Here is an 18,034-nt window from a genome sequence, read left to right on the forward strand (position 1 = left end):
GTGGCAGGAGCCGCACGTTGAAAGTCCTGGTGACTGGTGGGGCGGGCTTCATCGGGTCTCACGTCTCCGACGTGTTCGTCCGGGCGGGGCACGAGGTCATCGCGCTCGACAACCTGTCGAGTGGGAAGAAGGAGAACCTGGACCCGAGGGTCCGTCTGGAGGTCATGGACATCCGCAGCCCGGAGGCCGCGCAGCTCATCCGCGCCGAGCGTCCGCAGGTGATGTGTCACCTGGCCGCGCAGCTGGACGTGCGCCGCAGCGTGGAGGATCCGCGCTTCGACGCGGAGGCCAACATCCTGGCCTTCATCAACCTGCTGGAGGCCGCGCGCACCTCGGGTGTCCAGAAGGTGGTGTTCAGCTCGACCGGCGGGGCGATCTACGGGGAGCAGGACGTCTTCCCGGCGCCCGAGTCCCATCCGACGCGGCCGGTGTCGCCCTATGGCGTCTCCAAGGCCTCCGGTGAGCTGTACCTCGGCTACTACAAGGCCGAGTACGGCCTGAAGTACGTGGCCCTGCGGTACGCCAACGTGTACGGCCCCCGGCAGAACCCGCACGGCGAGGCCGGTGTGGTGGCCATCTTCTGCCAGCGCCTGCTCGCCGGCCGCGACTGCACCATCTACGGCGAGGGCAAGCAGACGCGCGACTTCGTCTACGTGGAGGACGTGGCCCGCGCCAACCTGCTCGCCGTGGAGAAGGACTACTCGGGGGCCATCAACATCGGCACCGGCGTGGAGACGGACATCCGCCGGCTCCACACCCTGCTGGCCCAGGCGGCCGGCGTGGACAAGCCGGCCCTGTATGCCCCCGGCAAGCCGGGCGAGCAGCTGCGCTCCTGTATCGACAACTCCCTGGCGCGCCGGGTGCTCGGCTGGCAGCCCTCGGTGGAGCTCCCCGAGGGACTGCGCCGCACGGTGGCTTTCTTCCGCGAGCGCGGGGGCCACTAACCGTCCGTCCACCCTCCGAGGAGGGTGACACGTCGCGGTGACGCCCCGGTTGCACACCGGGTGCGCGGATGCATGGATTTTGGTGGGCTTCGGTGTTACTCAAGCCGGCTTCGACGTAGCCCGAGGCCCCCTACCATGCCGGCCGACAACGCCCATATCCGCAACTTCTCGATCATCGCGCACATCGACCATGGCAAGTCCACCCTGGCCGATCGCCTGCTCGACGCCACCGGAACGGTGACGAAGCGCGAGGCGCAGGACCAGTTCCTGGACAACATGGAGCTGGAGCGCGAACGGGGCATCACCATCAAGGCCCAGTCGGTGCGGATGAACTACACCGCCCGCGACGGCCAGAAGTATGTCCTCAACCTCATCGACACCCCCGGACACGTCGACTTCGCCTACGAGGTGAGCCGCTCGCTCGCCGCGTGCGAGGGCGCCCTCCTGGTGGTGGATGCGTCCCAGGGTGTCGAGGCCCAGACGCTCGCCAACGTCTACATGGCGTTGGATCACAACCTGGAGATCATCCCGGTCATCAACAAGATCGACCTGCCGAGCGCCGACGTGGAGCGCACGCGCACGGAGATCGAGGATGTGATCGGCATCGACGGCTCTAGTGCCGTGCCGGCCTCCGCCAAGGAGGGCATCGGCATCCAGGACATCCTCGAGGCGGTGGTGAAGAACGTCCCGCCCCCCTCGGGGGATCCGCAGGCGCCGCTCCGGGCCCTCATCTTCGACAGCTGGTACGACAACTACCGCGGCGTCGTGACGCTGGTGCGCGTGCTCGAGGGCACGCTCAAGCTCAAGCAGAAGATCAAGCTGTGGAGCAACAACAAGGTCTTCGAGGTGCAGGAGCTGGGCGTGTTCAACCCGTTCTCCCGCCCCGTGCCGCAGCTGATGGCGGGCGAGGTGGGCGTGCTGGTGGCCAACGTCAAGGAGCTCCAGGACGCCAAGGTGGGTGACACCGTGACGGAGGAGGCGCGCCCCACGGACGCTCCCTTCCCGGGCTTCAAGGAAGTCAAGCCCATGGTGTTCTCCGGCATCTTCCCGGTGGACTCCGAGCAGTACGAGGGCCTGCGCGACGCACTCGCCAAGCTCAAGCTCAACGACGCGGCCTTCACCTACGAGCCCGAGTCCTCCACGGCGCTCGGCTTCGGCTTCCGCTGCGGCTACCTGGGCCTACTGCACATGGAGATCGTCCAGGAGCGGCTGGAGCGCGAGTACAACCTGTCGCTCATCACCACGGCGCCCTCGGTGGTCTACCGCATCACCGACTCCCAGGGCGCGGTGCTGCTCGTGGACAACCCGGCCAAGCTGCCGCCGGTGCAGAAGATCGCCAAGTTCGAGGAGCCCGTCCTCACCTGCCACATCCACGTGCCCAACGACTACCTGGGCGCGGTGCTCAAGCTGTGCCAGGACCGGCGCGGCGTGCAGAAGGACATGAAGTACCTGGGCACCAGCGGCACGCGCGTGCAGGTGACGTACGAGATGCCGTTGGCCGAGGTCGTCTTCGACTTCTTCGACAAGCTCAAGAGCGTCACGCGCGGCTACGCCAGCCTCGACTACGAGCTGGCCGGGTACGTGGAGGCGGACCTCGTGCGCCTGGACATCCTCATCAACGGAGATCCGGTGGACGCGCTCAGCGTCATCGTCCACAAGGAGCGCGCCTACCAGCGCGGCCGCGAGGTGTGCCAGAAGCTCAAGGAGGTCATCCCGAAGCAGATGTACGAGGTGGCCATCCAGGGAGCCATCGGCGCGAAGATCATCTCGCGCGAGACGATCTCCGCCATCCGCAAGAACGTGCTCGCCAAGTGCTACGGCGGCGACATCAGCCGCAAGCGCAAGCTGTTGGAGAAGCAGAAGGAGGGCAAGAAGCGCATGAAGCAGGTGGGCTCGGTGGAGATCCCGCAGGAGGCCTTCCTCGCGGTGCTGAAGACGGAGGAATAGGCCATGTCCACCCCCTCTACCGCGACGACGACCCCTCCTTCCTCGGGCCTCGAGGCCAGCATGGCCGCCCGCAGGACGCCGGAGCAGCTCAAGGCCAGCCGCGCGCTGCTGTGGCGCGAGCTGCTCACCAGTCTGTGGGCGCCCCTGGTCATCCTGGGGGTGGCCTTCATCCCGTACATCATCCTCATCGAGTTCGTCCCAGCCGCCGCCGCGTGGGCCCAGCCGCTCATGCAGGACCTGGCGCTGGCGATGCTCATCTTCTTCGTGGGGCTGATCGTCTGGCGCACCGTGTTCCCCAAGAAGCAGAAGCTGCGCCACCTGCGGCACGAGGCGCGCGAGCTGGTGAGCGAGCTCGAGCGCATCCACCAGCGCCTGCCGGGGAAGATCTCCGCCGAGGTGTCCGCCAAGCTCACCGAGCAGGCCATGCTGGTGGAGGCCGCCTCACTGGCCGGTGACGCCGCGCTGCTGGAGAAGGAGACCAAGACGCTCGACACGCTGGCCACCCAGCTGCTGGGGGCCTTCCGCAAGCAGGGCGCGTGGGACTTCGTCTCCGGCTTCGCCAAGGCGCTGGCCGTCGCCGTCGTCATCCGCGTCTTCATCATCGAGCCGTACCGCATCCCCTCCGGCTCCATGCTGCCCACGCTGGAGCTGGGAGATCAGGTCTTCATCAACAAGTTCATCTACGGGGTGCGGCTGCCCTTCACCAACTACGTGCCGTTCGTGATCGTCCGCCCGCCGGCGCGCGGCGACGTCATCGTCTTCAACAACCCCGTGCAGCAGGACGTGGACTTCATCAAGCGCGTGGTCGGCATCCCCGGGGACAAGGTGGAGCTGATCGACGGCCAGGTCTTCATCAACGGGGAGGCCCAGCCGCGCACGCTCGAGAAGGAAGACCTGATCGTCTACAACAGGCACGAAAACATGCCCTGGTACCCGGAGCACCTGCGGCTGTACCAGGAGAACCTGGGCGGCAAGGTGCACGCCGTGCTCCAGGAGGGGCTGCACGCTCGGACGGATCGCGAGGGGCCCTACATCGTCCCCCCGGGCAACGTCTTCGTCATGGGGGACAACCGGGAGAACAGCCTCGACAGCCGCTACGGCCTGGGATCCGGCCGGGGCGTGGCGTTCGTGCCCTACGGCAACATCAAGGGCAAGGCCATGGTTGTCTGGATGGCACTCGGGTATGGCGGCTGGTTCAGCGGCCTTTTTGACGGGACCGGGCTGCGCACCGACCGCCTCTTCGAGCCGGTGCGTTGAAATCTTCCCGGATGCTTGACGCCCCGCGTATGCCGCTGCTACGCGGGGGGCTCATGCAGCATCCCTCTGGGAAGGTCAGCTTTGGTGGCCTGGTCTTGTTGGCCCTCGTCGCTGGGGTCATCTACCTGGGCGTGATGATCGTTCCCTTCTACGTCGACAACCTCGATGTGAAGGAAGCCGTCGCGGTGGCCCACAACCAGCTCGTCCAGGGCGCCGATGACTTCGAGCTGCGCAACACCATCCTCGATCGCACCAGCCGGATGGGCACCCACTGGGAGCGCGATCAGTTCGATCGCGACATCCTCGTCCCCGGGCTCGGTCTGACGGAGGATCAGATCATCATCGAGCGCAGCAGCGTCACCCCGAACGTTCGCATCCAGGTGGACTACACGCGGAGGGTGCGCTTCAAGCCGACCAACATTGTCCACACACTGCATTTCCGGGTCGTGAAGGATGGAATTCCCGGGCAGTAGCGCCTAGGGCACCTATGAGACACCTGTTGGGAATCGAGGGCCTGCGGCGCGCCGACATCGAGGCGCTGCTCGACCGGGCCGAGGCACACCTGCACGGTGGGCCGGACGCCTCGCATGTGCTGCGAGGCAAGGTGGTGGCCAACCTCTTCTTCGAGGACTCCACCCGCACCCGTACCTCCTTCGAGATGGCGGCACACGCGCTCGGAGCCGAGGTGCTCAACTGGACGACGGCGGGCTCCTCCGTGTCCAAGGGCGAGACGCTGCTGGACACCGTGCGCAACATCGAGGCCACGGGCCCGGTGGCGCTCATCATCCGGCACCGCTCCTCGGGGGCTCCGCACCTGGCGGCGAAGCACGTGCGCTGCGCCGTCATCAACGCCGGAGACGGCACCCACGAGCACCCCTCGCAGGCCCTGCTGGATGCTTTCACCTTGCGCCGCCGCTGGGGCCGCCTGGACGGGCGCACGATGCTCATCGTCGGAGACATCCTCCACAGCCGCGTGGCCCGCTCCAACCTGCACTGCCTCACCGCGCTGGGCGCGAAGGTGGTGCTGTGCGGCCCGCCCACGTTGCTGCCGCCCGGCCTGGAGTCCCTCGGCGCCGAGGTCACCTCCAACCTGGACGCCGCGCTGCCCCACGCGGATGCCGTCATGTGCCTGCGCGTGCAGACGGAGCGGCAGTCGGAGAACTTTTTCCCCTCGGCGCGTGAGTTCTCCCGCATGTTCGGGATCAACGCCGCCCGCGCCGAGCGGCTCAAACCGGAGGCGCTCGTCCTGCACCCCGGTCCCATGAACCGCGGGGTGGAGATCGCCCCCGCCGTGGCCGATGGGCCCCGCAGCGTCATCCTCGAACAGGTGGCGCACGGGGTGGCCGTCCGCCGCGCCATCCTGGAGGAGGTGTGCAGGTGAGCTCGACGATCCTCTTCCGCCGCGGGCGGGTGCTTGATCCGCGCAACGGTGTGGATGGTGTGCGGGATGTGCTGGTGCGCGACGGCCGCGTCGCCGACGTGTCCGAGGCGCCCCTGGAGGTGCCGGACGCGCGGGTGGTGGATGCCACGGGCCGGCTGGTGCTGCCGGGCTTCATCGACCTGCACGTGCACCTGCGCGAGCCGGGCGAGGAGGGCAAGGAGACCATTCTCACCGGCTGCATGTCGGCGGTGGCGGGCGGCTTCACTGCGGTGGTGGCCATGCCCAACACCAAGCCCGTCAACGACAGCGTGCTCGTCACCGAGTACGTGAAGGCGAAGGCCCGCGAGGCGCGGCTGTGCCACGTGTACCCGGCGGGGGCCATCACCAAGGGGTTGCAGGGCGAGGAGATGGCGGAGATGGGAGCGCTCGTCTCGGCCGGCTGCGTCTGCATCACCGACGACGGCCGTCCGGTGATGAACGCCGGCCTCATGCGCCGCGCCCTCCAGTACGCCCAGCTCTTCGACCTCCCCGTCATGGTGCACGAGGAGGACCTGACGCTCTCGGGCAAGGGCGTGATGAACGAGGGCCGCACCTCCACGCGCCTGGGCCTCATCGGAATTCCGCCGTCCGCCGAGGTGGCCATGGTGGCGCGAGATCTGGTGCTGCTCGAGGAGACGAAGGGGCGGCTGCACGTCGCCCACGTGTCCTGCGAGGGCAGCGTGCGCCTCATTCGCGAGGCCAAGCGCCGGGGCCTGAAGGTCACCGCCGAGGCCACGCCGCACCACTTCACGCTGGATGACGAGGCTGTGGGCGCCTACGACACCCACGCCCGCATGAATCCGCCCCTGCGCGCCCGCCGCGACATCGAGGCCGTGCGCGAGGGGCTCGCCGACGGCACCATCGACGCCATCGCCACCGACCACGCGCCCCACGGTGTGTTGGAGAAGCAGGTGGAGTTCGACAAGGCGTGGAACGGTGTGGTGGGCCTGGAGACGGCCCTGGGCCTCACGCTGGCTGTGGTGCGCGAGGGCGCGCTGAGCCTCCAGCGGGCGGTCGCCCTGCTGACGGACGGGCCGGCCAGGGCGTTCGGGCTGCCGGGCGGCCACCTGGCTCTCGGTGCTCCGGCGGACATCACTGTTGTAGAGCCGAATGTGGAGTGGACGGTGGACTCGGCGCGGTTCTTCTCCCGCAGCCGGAACACCCCTTTCCATGGCCGGCGTTTGCCGGGCCGCGTCGCCCAGACCTGGGTGCACGGACGGCTCGTCTTCGAGGACGGTCACATCAAGGAGTCCAGGTGATGAAGAGGGCAGTGCTGGCATTGGCGGATGGCACCACCTTCGAGGGGCGCGCGATCGGCGCGTCCGGCGAGACGGTGGGCGAGGTGGTCTTCAACACGTCGATGACCGGCTACCAGGAGATCCTCACGGACCCCTCGTACGTCGGGCAGATCGTCACCATGGCGTACCCCGAGATGGGCAACGTGGGCGCCAACCCCGGGGACCAGGAGTCTCCCAAGCCGCACGCCGTGGGCATGGTGGTGCGCAACGCCACCTCCCAGCACTCCAACTGGCGCGCCGAGGAGACGCTCGACGCCTACCTCAAGCGCCATGGAATCGTCGGCATCGAGGGCATCGACACCCGCCGGCTGGTGCGGCACGTGCGCACGCACGGCGCGCAGATGGGTGTCATCTCCACCGAGGGCCACACGGTGGCCGCCCTCGTTGAGCGCGCCCGGACGGCTCGCGGCATGGAGGGTCTGGACCTCGCCACCGGCGTGTCGACCCAGAAGTCCTACCTCTTCACCGAGCCGTCTCCGAACCTGCTCGGCGAGGCCCCGCGTCCCGCGCCCCAGCTGCGCTTCGACGTGGTGGCCTACGACTATGGCCTCAAGCGCTCCATGCTCCACTTCCTGGTGGACGTGGGTTGCCGCGTGAAGGTGGTGCCCGCCGGTACGACCGCCGAAGAGGTCCTCGCCGAGAAGCCCCACGGCATCTTCCTCGCCAATGGCCCGGGAGACCCCGCCGCCGTGAAGGGCGCGGACAAGGTGGTGGCCACGCTGCTCGGCAAGGTGCCCGTGTTCGGCATCTGCCTGGGCCACCAGATTCTCGCCCTCGCGCTGGGCGGCCGGACGTACAAGATGAAGTTCGGCCACCGGGGCGCCAACCAGCCAGTCAAGGACCTGACCACTGGCAAGGTGGAGATCACCTCGCAGAACCACGGCTTCGCGGTGGACGATACGAGCGTGAAGGGCAAGGCGGTGGTGAGCCACATCAACCTCAACGACGGCACCGTGGAGGGCCTGGTCGTCCCCGACGCCCGCGCCTTCAGCGTGCAGTACCACCCGGAAGCCTCGCCCGGTCCGCATGACGCCCGGTACCTCTTCTCACGTTTCGCGAAGCTGATGGCCGGAGAGTAGGATCTCGCAGCCCCATGGAATCCCCTCTTTCTCCGCTGTCGTACCAGCCCTATCTGGACCAGCTCATCGCCTTCGGGAGCCAGGAGTCGCGCAAGCCGGATCTGCTCGACGCCAAGGCCGAGTACCTGCGCCTCACCGGCGAGGTCTTCGAGGACGATCAGATCTTCGAGCTCCGGATGGCGTCCTTCCTGGACTACTACCTGTATGACCGCGTCTCGCCGATCTCCAAGCTGACGCCGGCGGCGGAGCTGTACCAGTTGCGCATGCAGAGCGCCTCGCCCGAGGAGGCCAACGCCTTCCGCTGCTTCACGGAGACGGTCCACGGCCTCTTCGAGGTGCGCAAGCTGGGCAAGGGGCTCGTGCGGCTGCGCGAGCTCTTCTCCGGCAAGGACTTCGACGTCACCGAGCGCCGTCACGTGGCGGGGCTCGAGACGGGGGACGTGCTGGAGGCCCGGCTCATTCCCTTCGCCGGGCACCTGCTTTTCTCCTCCGCCTTCTGCTTCCACCCGCGCGTCGCCGTGAAGGCCATCAAGGCCGAGGTCAAGCGCCGCAAGAAGAAGGAGCCGGATCGTCCGCCCGTGGAGCTCGTCTGGGAGTGTGCCCGGCGCGCCGTGAAGGTCGAGCGCTACAAGCAGATCGCCATCGAGCGCATCTACGACTTCTCGCAGACGACGCCCTGGCTCGCCTCCGCGAGCTAGGGCAGGGGGCCTCGGCGGAGCCGCTTCCGGGGCCCGGGTCCGCCCGGCCCCTCAAATCCGGTGCACGGAGATCATGTTGGTGCTGCCGGGCTCGTTGAGCGGCACGCCCGCCACGATGACCACCGGCGTGCCCACCTTGCACAGGTCCTCCTCACGGCACAGCTGCCGCACCTGCCGCAGCATCGCGTCCGTCGACTGGCAGCGGTTTACCTGCAGCGGCTTCACTCCCCAGTAGAGCGCCGTGCGGTTCACCGTGTCCGGGTTCGGCGTCAGGGCGATGATGCGTGCCCGTGGCCGGAACTCGGAGATGAGCCGCGCCGTCAGGCCCCGCTCCGTGTACGCCACGATGGTGCCGATGCCCATCTGCTCGGCCGCCGCCACCGCGGCCGCCGCCACGCCCGTGGAGATGTCGTCCCGGATGTCCGGGAAGGGCGCGTGCGTCACGTCCCGCACCACCCCTGTTTCCGTCTCCTCGACGATGCGCGCCATGGTGGCCACCGCCTGCACCGGGTGCTTGCCCGCGGCCGTCTCGCCCGAGAGCATCACCGCGTCCGCTCCATCCAGGATGGCGTTGGCCACGTCCGAGACCTCGGCGCGCGTGGGCCGGGCGTTGTTCACCATGCTCTCCAGCATCTCCGTGGCCACGATGACCAGGCCCCCCATCCGGTTCACCGTGCGCACCATGTGCTTCTGGATGGCCGGCAGCTTCTCCAGCGGCATCTCCACGCCCAGATCCCCTCGCGCCACCATGATGCCGTCCGCCTCGCGAGCGATCGCCTCCAGCTCCGCCACCGCCTGCGGCTTCTCGATCTTCGCGATGAGCGGCGTGCCGCGCTGGGACACCAGCTTGCGCGCCTGCCGGATGTCGTCCGCCTTGCGCACGAAGGAGAGCGCCACGTAGTCCACGCCCACCTCCTGTCCGAAGGCCAGGTCCTCCATGTCCTTCTCGGTGACGGTGGGCACCGACACGTGCGCACCCGGCAGGTTGAGGCCCTTGTGGTCCTTCAGCAGGCCGCCCTGTTCCACGACGCAGGCGACGTCCCGGCCATTGACCTTCTGCACCCTCAGCCGGACCCGCCCGTCGTCCAGCAGGATGGGGTGGCCCGGCTCCACGTCCTTGGGCAGCGAGCGGATCGGCGTCGGGATGAGGTCCCCCTGGCCCAGCACGGCCCTCGTGGTCACCACCACCTTCTGGCCCGTCTTCACCTCCAGGGTGCCCCCCTCGAACCGGCCCAGGCGGATCTTCGGCCCCTGGATGTCCTGCAGGATGGCGACGGGTACCCCCAGCTTCTTCGCGGCCCGGCGGATCAGATTTACCCGGCGGCGGTGCTCGTCGTGCGTCCCGTGCGAAAAATTGAGCCGCGCCACGTTCATGCCGGCCTGGATGAGTCCTTCGATGACCTCGGCGGAATCCGAGGACGGCCCCAGCGTGCAGATGATCTTCGCCTTGCGCATGGGCGCGCATCCTAGGCGTCCGGGGCTGTCTTGACAGCTTCGCGCACTCGGGAATACTTGGCGCCCACGCGCGGGCGAGTGCGACGGCGTTCGCGCAGCGGTCTTTTCATCCAGGGATGCTGCTCATCCCCACGTTGCGAGAAAGCCCGGCGTCCCTGGGAGGGGGGGCCGGGCTTTCGCTTTTCCTGGTGCCGCCGTGGGCGCCGCTAGAGGCTGATCTCGTCCGTCTTGTCGGGCGCCAGCTTCGGGGCGAGCCCCGGAGGCGGCAGCGCCTGGTGCGGATCCATCGGCTCCACCACGTCCGGCTCGCCGCTGCCGCCCACGCCCGGGCTGCTCTTCTCTTTCAGCGAGTCGATCTCCTCACGGGTGATGCCGGCCTCGTCCAGCACCTTGCGCGTCACCATGATGCGCGCCTGCCCGTCCAGCGCCATGGCGATGGAGTCCGAGGGCCGCGCCTCCAGCGCCACCTTGCGCTTGCCCTGCTCCAGGAAGATGCGGCCCACGTAGATGTCGTCGCGCAGATCGTCGATGCGCACCTCGACGACCCGGGCGCCCAGCTCCGTCACCACCGAGCCGAGCAGATCCTGCGACAGGGGCTGGGGCGGATGCAGGTGCGCGAGCCGGAAGGCGATGGCCACCGCGGCCGACTCGTCCACGAAGATGGGGAGCACCATCGCCCCATCCGGGGTGGTGAGCACCACGGCGTGCGTCTGCGCCTCGACGAGCGGGATGACGTCCCGCACCTCGAGCTCGATCAGCTCCTTGCAGGCGGAAGGATTCCCTCCCTTCTTGGGCACGCACGCCTTGCTGTCATCCGTGGCGGCGGCGAGGCCCTTCAGGGAGGGGGTCGCGCCGGAGGCCGGGAACACGAGGGCTCCCAGGGCGAGCAGCGCGGCGGACAGCGGAGCGAGGAGGAAAGTGGAAGGGATGGGCGTTTTCACCCTGCAAACGTGTGCATGTGCTCTGGGGGCGGGAGGTCACCGGAACGTGCCTGCCTGCTCCCCAACCGCACACCGTTTGCTCCCGGCACGACGCGGACGGCGTGAGTAGACGGGCGAGCCCTAGCGCTCGTCCTCGTCCTCGTCGTAGTCCTCTTCGTCCTCGACGTCCTCGTCCTCATCGAAGTCGAGCTCCTCGTCGTCGGACTCGTCGTCCTCGTCGGTCTCCTCGTCTTCGTCGAGCTCGTCCTCGAGCTCCTCCGTCTCCAGGGACATGGAGACGTCGAAGCGCTTGCCCAGCGCGGCCACCTGGGTCCTCATCTCGGTGAGCGCCGCGACGAAGTCCTCCTGGATGTTGGTGGGGGCTTTGTGACCGCAATGAGGGCATACGAGCTTCTCGGTGCCCTCGATCAGATCTTGAGCGTCCAGCTCGAAGGTGCCCTCGCACTTCTGGCAGGTGAGGTCGATCGTCATGTTCGTCGCGCGGAATACATAGGGGTCCGGTTGCCTGTCAACGTCCGTGGCGGGCAGGGACCCGGTTTCAGTAGCCTCGGAATCCCTATGGACATTCCCAGGACCATGGTGCACGCGCTTCAGGATCAGGCCAGCCGACGGCAGCACCGTCCGGCGCTGTGGACACGCAGGGGCCGTACCTATGTGCCCACCTCGTGGCACGACTATGCCCTCCGGGTGAAGCGCTTCGCCCTGGGGTTGTCCTCACTGGGTTTCCAGGGGGGAAGCGCGCTGCCCATCCTGTCCTTCAATCGCGAGGAGTGGCTCGTGGCGGATCTGGCCGCCATGGCCCTGGGCGGCGTCCCCGTGGGCGTCTACATCACCAGCAGCCTGGAGCAGGTCCAGTACATCGTGGACCACTGCGAGGCGAGGCACCTCGTGGTGGAGAACGAGAAGCACCTGGCCACCGCGCTCGCCGTGCGCGAGCGGGTCCCCCGGCTGCGGCACATCATCGTGATGGACGCGCCCTCGACCCCGCTGCCCGAGGGGGTGCTGCGCTACGAGGACGTGCTGTCACGGGGGACCGGCGCCGATGAGGGGCCCTATTGGGACGCCGTCAACGCGCTCCAGCCGGAGGGAGTCGCCACCCTCATCTACACCTCCGGCACCACCGGCAACCCCAAGGGCGTCGTGCTCAACCACCAGAACCTGGTGTGGACGGCGGACCGGTTGATGCACGCCACGGGGATGTCAGGGGACGACGAGGCGCTGCTCTCGTACCTGCCGCTGGCCCACATCGCCGAGCAGATGCTCAGCCTCTATGGGCCGATCTACATCGGCGCGGAGGTGTACTTCGCGAAAGCCCTGGAGACGGTGCCCGAGGACCTGCGCGACGCCCGGCCCACGCTCTTCTTCGGGGTGCCGCGCGTCTGGGAGAAGTTCAAGGGCCGCATCGAGGAGGCCCTGCGCGAGCAGCCCGCGGTCCGCCAGAAGGTGCTGGGCTGGGCGCGCGGGGTGGCCGCCGAGCGCAATGCCCTCGTGCTGCGTCACGAGCGGGTGCCCCTGCGCCTGGAGGGGCAGTACCAGCTCGCCCGGCGCACCGTCTTCCCGCCGCTGCTCGCGAAGCTGGGCTTCGAGCGCACCCACTTCTTCTCCAGTGGCGCGGCCCCCATCGGACGGGACGTGCTCGACTTCTTCGCCTCGCTCGACATCATCATCCGCGAGGTCTATGGCCAGTCCGAGGTGACCGGGCCCACCACCATCAACACCCACGAGGCCACGCGCCTGGGCTCGCCCGGCCGGCCCATGGTGGGGGTGGAGGTCCGCATCGCCGAGGACGGGGAGATCCTCGTGCGCGGGGGCGGTATCTGCCAGGGCTACTTCAAGGACGCCTCCTCCACCGCCGAGCTGCTCGAGGGCGGCTGGTTGCACTCGGGTGACGTGGGGCAGCTCGACTCCGAGGGCTACCTCCACATCACCGGGCGCAAGAAGGAGCTCATCGTCACCTCGGGCGGGAAGAAGACGGCCCCGGCCCACATCGAGATGCTCCTCAAGGCCGTGGCTCCCGTGGGTCACGCGATCGTCATTGGCGAGCGACGCCGGTACCTGGTGGCCATCCTCACCCTGGATCCCGAGCGCGCCCGAGCCCTCGCGCGCCAGCGCGGCTGGCCCGAGGACCTGGCCACGCTCGCCGCGGATCCCCGCCTGCGCCAGCACCTCCACGAGGCCATCGAGCGCGAGGTGAATCCGCGCCTGGCGCGCTTCGAGACCATCAAGCGCTTCGCGGTGATTCCCGAGGACTTCACCATCGCCAGCGGTGAGCTCACGCCCAGCATGAAGATGCGCCGCCAGGTCGTCGAGGCCCGCCACAAGGCCCTCATCGAGTCCCTGTACGCGGAGGCGGAGGGCGCCGAGGTCCGGGCGGGGTAGGGGGGGCTCATTGCAGGGAGAGGACCTGGAGATCCTCGTCACCTGCTCATGGGGCAGCTCCCGCTGGGGCTGGCGCTCCAGCATCGCGCGGAGCTGCGACCGTGAGAAGTCCTGAGCTACACGGGCCGGCGGAGCAGATCCGCGAGCTCCGCGGGAAGCTGTGCGATGGCCGCCACCAACTCCTCCTCCGGGAGGCGGTCGCGGATCGCCGTGAACACGGCCGTGGAGACCCGGAAGCCCTGATCGAAGGGAATGCGCAGGTGGTCCGCCACGTCGGCGATGAACTCGTCGCGGTTCATGCGGCGCGCATGGGACGGGCCCTTGTGGATCTCGCACGTCTCGAGCATCTGCCCTATTTCGCCCAGCGAGCGCGACAGCTTCAGGTCCTCGCCGACAGAAAGGCGCCGCGCCAACGTGCAGAGCACCGCGCTCGCCGCCTCGCGCGCGTCCAGACGGTTCACCTGGATCTCGCGGTCGCTCTGTAACTCCATGAGGAAGGACTGGAGATCCTTGGGCTCGTCACGCTCCTTCACGGGTGCGACGGTGGGTTCGCGGGGAATATCGGTGTGCTGCGCCATGAGTGCCTCCATTGCTCGGTGCGTGCCGTGGCCCACCCGACTCCAGTCAGAGTGGGCACGGGCCGCTCCGGCATCAGCGGGCCCGCGCCGGCCCACCGGAGGCACGGGGCCAGAGGCATGAGCCCGCCGGGCCGCCTGCACCGCCCTGAAGGGTCGGTGGAGCACCCCCGACGGTTGTCGTCCTGGCTCTCGCCGGGGACGTGCGCGGGGAGCTGTCCAGCGAGCTCCTCGGGACACATAGGTGGGGCCTCTCGACCGGGGTGATGGGAGTCGAGCCCTTGCCTGGATTTCAGTGGTCGTGATGCGGCTCGGAGTTGGGTGCTGGGTTGTGAGGCGACTCCGGGGAGTGTTCCGGTGGGGGCTGCTCGGGCCGAGGAGTCTCCTGTGGTGGAGGTGACTCGTGCGGTGGTGGCTGCGCCGGAGGTGGCGGAGGGGCAGGTGGAGGTGACTCGCGCGGCGGAGGGGCAGGTGGAGGTGACTCGCGTGGTGGAGGCTGCGCCGGAGGTGGCGGAGGGGCGGGTGGAGGCGACTCGCGTGGTGGAGGGGCAGGTGGAGGCGGAGGGGCGGGTGGAGGCGACTCGTGCGGCGGTGGATGTGCCGGAGGAGGCGGTGAGGCAGGTGGAGGCGACTCGCGCGGCGGTGGCTGCGCCGGAGGTGGCGGTGGATGTGCCTCATGTGCGCCGGGCTCGCCGTGCTGAGGAGGCGGAGGTGGCTGAGGCGCAGGGGGAGGATGTGCCTCGTGTGAGTCGGGATCGCCGTGTCGCGGCGGCGGAGGAGGTGGCTGAGGCGCAGGGGGAGGATGTGCCTCGTGTGAGTCGGGATCGCCGTGTCGCGGCGGCGGAGGAGGTGGCGCTTCGCGCGGTGGTGGCTGAGACGGAGGAGGCGGCTGTGCCTCGTGCTCGCCGTGCCGCGGTGGTGGAGAAGGAGGCGGCGCTTCGCGTGGCGGTGGCTGAGACGGAGGAGGTGGCTGTGCCTCGTGTTCGCCATGCCGAGGTGGCGGAGAAGGAGGCGGCGCTTCGCGCGGTGGTGGCTGAGACGGAGGAGGTGGCTGTGCCTCGTGCTCGCCGTGCCGTGGCGGCGCAGATGGGGGAGTCACCTCACGCGGTGGAGGCGCCTCGTGTGGATTGGGCTCGCCATGTCGCGGAGGTGGCGGCGGCTTCTGCTCCGGGTGGGCGGGAGGATGTTCCGCATGGGGTGGCGGAGCCTGCGGCGGTGGAGCGGGGGGCTCATGCCGAGCGGGGGGCGGAGGCCGAGGCGGCTCACCCGGCGGAGGCTCGTGCAACTCGGCGTGGGGAACGGGCTGCCCCGTCACTTGCCGCACCTGGGAGGGCTCGGGGCCTCGGTTCCATCGCTCGCCTGGCCGCCTGACCGTCTCCGTCACAGGGTGCATCCGGTGGAGGGCGACGAGGGCGCGGTCTCGCGGCAGTCTGTAGAGGAAGACATCGGGCCGGATGAAGTCCTGCTGGGCCAGGCACGTCCACCAGATCGGCTCCACGGCGAACCCGGTGGGTGGAAGGGGCGCCCAGCCGACGTAGCCACCGCCCCAACGCCAGTCGACCCAGGCGGGTGCCCACTGCAGCCCCGGTGCCCAGACCCAACCGAAGTAGGGCGAGAGGAACCACCGCCCGTAATGGAAGGGCGCCCAACCCCACCTCCAGCCCGTGACGAACGTCCAACCGACGTCGCTGTACACCCACTGGCCACCCGTGGCGTAGGGGACGAATTCGGCGCCCACCTCGGCGGGAGAGGGCTGCCAGGCGCGTCCCACGCCGGGCACCTCCACCCATTGGCCGTACGGCGCCAGCGCGTCGTAGAAGGGGTCCTCCACGTCCACGCTCAGCCCGGCCGGAGTGGACTCCAGCGCCAGTTCCTCTCCGGCTTCCGGGGTGGCGCACCCGGCCTGGCCCAGAGAGGCCAGGGTGAAGAGGCCGCTCGTGGCGAGCAGCCAGGAGGCGGCTTTCATGCGCGAGCCCATGAGGGTTGCTCCCGGTGGAGTCTCCCTGGAGCATTAACGTGTGGTGGAGGTGGCCGCGCGGGGCTCGGAGAGGAGAGAGCGCTCTCTCGAAGGACTCCTCTCCGTGAGTGCCCTGCATGGGGCCTCGGTCCGGCTCTATCTTCGAACATGAACGAGGCCACGCCACATGGGGGTCGGGGGCTCACCCGCCTCATCGCCGTGTTCAAACTGGTGAAGGCCATGGCGCTGATTGCGATCGGGGTGGGGGTGCTGGACGTGCTCGGCGAGGGCACCACCGAGACCGTCGCGCGCTGGCTCGCCGCCTCCGGCATGAGCCTGAGCGGGCCGATCGCGGAGCGGATCTTCCACACACTCTCGCTGCTCGACTCGCGCAAGCTGGTGGAGATCAGTGCGGTCTCGTTCACCTACGCGGTGCTCTTCCTCATCGAGGGCGTGGGGCTGTGGTTCGACAGGCTCTGGGCTGAATACTTCACCCTCTTCATCACCGTGTCGTTCATCCCCTTCGAGCTCTACGAACTGGTCAAGCGCCCCAGCATCGCCAAGGCGGTCGGGCTGGGCCTCAACGTCGCCGTAGCGGTGTACCTCGCGGTTCGGATCGCCCGGCGCCGACGCTCGAGGGCTTCCGGGGGTGGCGGGAGGCAGGTCCCCTCGTATGCGCATTGAGCAAGGGGTCCTGAAACGCCGAAAGGGCCAAGGCGATGGATCCGGAGATCCCCACCCTGGCCCTTCCTGGAGAGACGGTGCCCGGTGCTACTTGCGGTCCGTCATCGGCACGTAGTCGCGCCGCTTGGAGCCCGTGTACACCTGGCGGGGACGAGCGATCTTCTGCTCCGGATCCTTCACCATCTCCTCCCACTGCGTCACCCAACCCACGGTGCGCGGAATGGCGAAGAGGACGGGGAACATCTCCACGGGGAAGCCCATCGCCTCGTAGATGAGGCCCGAGTAGAAGTCCACGTTCGGGTACAGCTTGCGCTTGACGAAGTACTCGTCCTGCAGAGCGATGCGCTCGAGCTCCACGGCGATCTCCAGCAGCGGATTCTTGCCGGTGACCTCGAAGACCTCGTCCGCCACGCGCTTGATGACCTTGGCGCGCGGATCGTAGGACTTGTACACGCGGTGACCGAAGCCCATCAGCTTCTTCTCACCCTCGCCGCCCTTCACCGCCTTGATGAACTCGGGCACCTTCGACACGTGGCCGATCTCGCGCAGCATGCGCAGCACGGCCTCGTTGGCGCCGCCGTGCAGCGGGCCGTAGAGCGCCGCGATGCCCGCGGCCACCGCCGAGTACGGATCCACCTCGGAGGAGCCCACCGTGCGCACCGACGTGGTGGAACAGTTCTGCTCGTGGTCCGCGTGCAGGATGAAGAGGATGTCGAGCGCCTTCTCCAGCGTCGGGTGGACCTTGTACGTCGTGGTGCCGATCTTCCGGATCATCGCCAGGAAGTTGCCCACATAGGACAGCTCGTTGTCCGGGTAGACGTAGGGCAGGCCCATGCTGTGGCGGTAGGAGAACGCCGCGATGGTGGGCATCTTCGCGATGAGCCGCGTCATCTGGATGCGGCGGCTGCGCTCGTCCTTGATGTGCTTGGCGTCCGGGTAGAAGCCCGAGAGCGCCGCCACCGTGGACGACAGCATGGACATGGGGTGCGCGTCGTAGCGGAACCCGTCCATGAACGTCTTGATGTTCTCGTGCACGTACGTGTGGTGCGTCACGAGGTAGGTGAACTCCTCGATCTGTTTCTGGGTCGGGAGCTCTCCGTTCAGCAGGAGATATGCGACCTCGAGGAACGACGAACGCTCCGCCAGCTGCTCGATGGGGTAGCCCCGGTACTCGAGGATGCCCTTGTCACCATCGATGAAGGTGATGGCGCTCTTGCAGTTGGCGGTGTTCAGGAACGCCGGGTCGTAACCCATCAAACCAAAGTCTTCCTCCGAGACCTTGATCTGCCTGAGAGCGTTGGTCCGAATGCAGCCGTTCTCAACCGGGACCTCGTACGTCTTCCCGGTACGGTTGTCCGTAATGGTCAGCGTGTCCTTTGGCATGGGCGGGACTTTTCACA

General features: G+C 68.3%; 16 protein-coding genes and 1 pseudogene. 11 read left to right on the forward strand and 6 right to left on the reverse strand.

Translation table 11 applies throughout. The features are described 5' to 3' along the window. The first annotated feature begins 17 nt into the window (after positions 1 to 17). The 8 genes from DAT35_RS25740 (at position 18) to DAT35_RS25775 (ending at position 8,643) form a co-directional block, all read left to right on the forward strand. Positions 18 to 944 carry an NAD-dependent epimerase/dehydratase family protein gene (locus DAT35_RS25740; RefSeq protein WP_108069804.1) on the forward strand — a complete coding sequence of 309 codons (927 nt, stop codon included), beginning with the start codon at positions 18 to 20 and terminating at the stop codon, positions 942 to 944. 135 nt (positions 945 to 1,079) lie between these two features. After that, a complete protein-coding gene (gene lepA, locus DAT35_RS25745; RefSeq protein WP_108069805.1) occupies positions 1,080 to 2,891 on the forward strand; it encodes a translation elongation factor 4 in 1,812 nt (603 codons plus the stop codon). Between the two features lie 3 nt (positions 2,892 to 2,894). Next, a complete protein-coding gene (lepB, locus tag DAT35_RS25750) occupies positions 2,895 to 4,148 on the forward strand; it encodes a signal peptidase I (RefSeq protein WP_233261706.1) in 1,254 nt (417 codons plus the stop codon). Positions 4,149 to 4,201: 53 nt separating this feature from the next. After that, on the forward strand, positions 4,202 to 4,621 hold the full coding sequence (locus tag DAT35_RS25755; protein ID WP_146209884.1) for a hypothetical protein: 420 nt from the start codon (positions 4,202 to 4,204) through the stop codon (positions 4,619 to 4,621). A 14-nt stretch (positions 4,622 to 4,635) separates the two neighbouring features. Further along, on the forward strand, positions 4,636 to 5,529 hold the full coding sequence (locus tag DAT35_RS25760) for an aspartate carbamoyltransferase catalytic subunit (RefSeq protein ID WP_108069807.1): 894 nt from the start codon (positions 4,636 to 4,638) through the stop codon (positions 5,527 to 5,529). Beyond that, positions 5,526 to 6,827, forward strand: a complete 1,302-nt coding sequence (locus DAT35_RS25765; protein WP_108070281.1) for a dihydroorotase — start codon at positions 5,526 to 5,528, stop codon at positions 6,825 to 6,827. Before DAT35_RS25760 ends, DAT35_RS25765 begins: the two co-directional genes overlap by 4 nt. Then, positions 6,827 to 7,945, forward strand: coding sequence for a glutamine-hydrolyzing carbamoyl-phosphate synthase small subunit (gene carA / locus DAT35_RS25770; RefSeq protein ID WP_108069808.1), 1,119 nt, complete (start codon positions 6,827 to 6,829; stop codon positions 7,943 to 7,945). Before DAT35_RS25765 ends, carA begins: the two co-directional genes overlap by 1 nt. Positions 7,946 to 7,959: 14 nt before the next feature. Beyond that, entirely contained in the window at positions 7,960 to 8,643 is a 684-nt protein-coding gene (locus tag DAT35_RS25775) for a hypothetical protein (RefSeq protein ID WP_108069809.1), read from the forward strand. Positions 8,644 to 8,694: 51 nt separating this feature from the next. On the opposite strand, the gene pyk is transcribed toward DAT35_RS25775, so the two are convergent. The 3 genes from pyk to DAT35_RS60005 form a co-directional block, all read right to left on the reverse strand. After that, positions 8,695 to 10,098 (reverse strand): pyruvate kinase, encoded by a 1,404-nt coding sequence (gene pyk, locus DAT35_RS25780; RefSeq protein ID WP_108069810.1) that lies wholly within the window; start codon positions 10,096 to 10,098, stop codon positions 8,695 to 8,697. A 206-nt stretch (positions 10,099 to 10,304) separates the two neighbouring features. Next, the gene (locus tag DAT35_RS25785) at positions 10,305 to 11,039 is read right to left on the reverse strand and encodes a bifunctional nuclease family protein (protein ID WP_108069811.1); all 735 of its coding nucleotides are present in this window, start codon (positions 11,037 to 11,039) and stop codon (positions 10,305 to 10,307) included. A gap of 120 nt (positions 11,040 to 11,159) precedes the next feature. Further along, a complete protein-coding gene (locus DAT35_RS60005) occupies positions 11,160 to 11,510 on the reverse strand; it encodes a hypothetical protein (protein WP_108069812.1) in 351 nt (116 codons plus the stop codon). A gap of 87 nt (positions 11,511 to 11,597) precedes the next feature. Between DAT35_RS60005 and DAT35_RS25795 the strand changes: the two genes are divergently transcribed. Next, complete coding sequence (locus DAT35_RS25795) at positions 11,598 to 13,418, forward strand: long-chain fatty acid--CoA ligase (protein ID WP_233261707.1); 1,821 nt, start codon at positions 11,598 to 11,600, stop codon at positions 13,416 to 13,418. 116 nt (positions 13,419 to 13,534) lie between these two features. On the opposite strand, the gene DAT35_RS25800 is transcribed toward DAT35_RS25795, so the two are convergent. Continuing rightward, positions 13,535 to 13,996 carry a DUF2267 domain-containing protein gene (locus DAT35_RS25800; protein WP_108070285.1) on the reverse strand — a complete coding sequence of 154 codons (462 nt, stop codon included), beginning with the start codon at positions 13,994 to 13,996 and terminating at the stop codon, positions 13,535 to 13,537. Between the two features lie 387 nt (positions 13,997 to 14,383). On the opposite strand from DAT35_RS25800, the gene DAT35_RS60010 reads away from it, so the two are divergent. Beyond that, positions 14,384 to 15,364: a hypothetical protein gene (locus DAT35_RS60010; RefSeq protein ID WP_199243012.1), complete on the forward strand. Its 981-nt coding sequence runs from the start codon at positions 14,384 to 14,386 to the stop codon at positions 15,362 to 15,364. Between the two features lie 148 nt (positions 15,365 to 15,512). On the opposite strand, the pseudogene DAT35_RS62435 reads toward DAT35_RS60010, so the two are convergent. Then, positions 15,513 to 15,971, reverse strand: a pseudogene (locus tag DAT35_RS62435) (DUF6600 domain-containing protein); the annotation flags it as partial. Between the two features lie 147 nt (positions 15,972 to 16,118). Here DAT35_RS62435 and DAT35_RS25810 point away from each other — a divergent pair. Then, the gene (locus DAT35_RS25810) at positions 16,119 to 16,634 is read left to right on the forward strand and encodes a DUF2127 domain-containing protein (protein ID WP_108069813.1); all 516 of its coding nucleotides are present in this window, start codon (positions 16,119 to 16,121) and stop codon (positions 16,632 to 16,634) included. Between the two features lie 87 nt (positions 16,635 to 16,721). Here the strand turns inward: DAT35_RS25810 and DAT35_RS25815 are convergent, their stop codons facing one another. Continuing rightward, positions 16,722 to 18,017, reverse strand: coding sequence for a citrate synthase (locus DAT35_RS25815; protein ID WP_108069814.1), 1,296 nt, complete (start codon positions 18,015 to 18,017; stop codon positions 16,722 to 16,724). Positions 18,018 to 18,034 lie beyond the last annotated feature (17 nt).

It is taken from the genome of Vitiosangium sp. GDMCC 1.1324 (assembly GCF_003044305.1).
Lineage (GTDB): Bacteria > Myxococcota > Myxococcia > Myxococcales > Myxococcaceae > Archangium.

Excerpts from the sequence above, each read along its gene's own strand:
- DAT35_RS60005 (WP_108069812.1), bottom strand. The coding sequence starts at position 11,510 with ATGACGATCGACCTCACCTGCCAGAAGTGCGAGGGCACCTTCGAGCTG.
- pyk (WP_108069810.1), bottom strand. The coding sequence starts at position 10,098 with ATGCGCAAGGCGAAGATCATCTGCACGCTGGGGCCGTCCTCGGATTCC.
- DAT35_RS25755 (WP_146209884.1), top strand. The coding sequence starts at position 4,202 with ATGCAGCATCCCTCTGGGAAGGTCAGCTTTGGTGGCCTGGTCTTGTTG.
- DAT35_RS25775 (WP_108069809.1), top strand. The coding sequence starts at position 7,960 with ATGGAATCCCCTCTTTCTCCGCTGTCGTACCAGCCCTATCTGGACCAG.
- DAT35_RS25810 (WP_108069813.1), top strand. The coding sequence starts at position 16,119 with ATGAACGAGGCCACGCCACATGGGGGTCGGGGGCTCACCCGCCTCATC.
- DAT35_RS25760 (WP_108069807.1), top strand. The coding sequence starts at position 4,636 with ATGAGACACCTGTTGGGAATCGAGGGCCTGCGGCGCGCCGACATCGAG.
- lepA (WP_108069805.1), top strand. The coding sequence starts at position 1,080 with ATGCCGGCCGACAACGCCCATATCCGCAACTTCTCGATCATCGCGCAC.
- lepB (WP_233261706.1), top strand. The coding sequence starts at position 2,895 with ATGTCCACCCCCTCTACCGCGACGACGACCCCTCCTTCCTCGGGCCTC.
- DAT35_RS25815 (WP_108069814.1), bottom strand. The coding sequence starts at position 18,017 with ATGCCAAAGGACACGCTGACCATTACGGACAACCGTACCGGGAAGACG.
- carA (WP_108069808.1), top strand. The coding sequence starts at position 6,827 with ATGAAGAGGGCAGTGCTGGCATTGGCGGATGGCACCACCTTCGAGGGG.
- DAT35_RS25795 (WP_233261707.1), top strand. The coding sequence starts at position 11,598 with ATGGACATTCCCAGGACCATGGTGCACGCGCTTCAGGATCAGGCCAGC.
- DAT35_RS25800 (WP_108070285.1), bottom strand. The coding sequence starts at position 13,996 with ATGGCGCAGCACACCGATATTCCCCGCGAACCCACCGTCGCACCCGTG.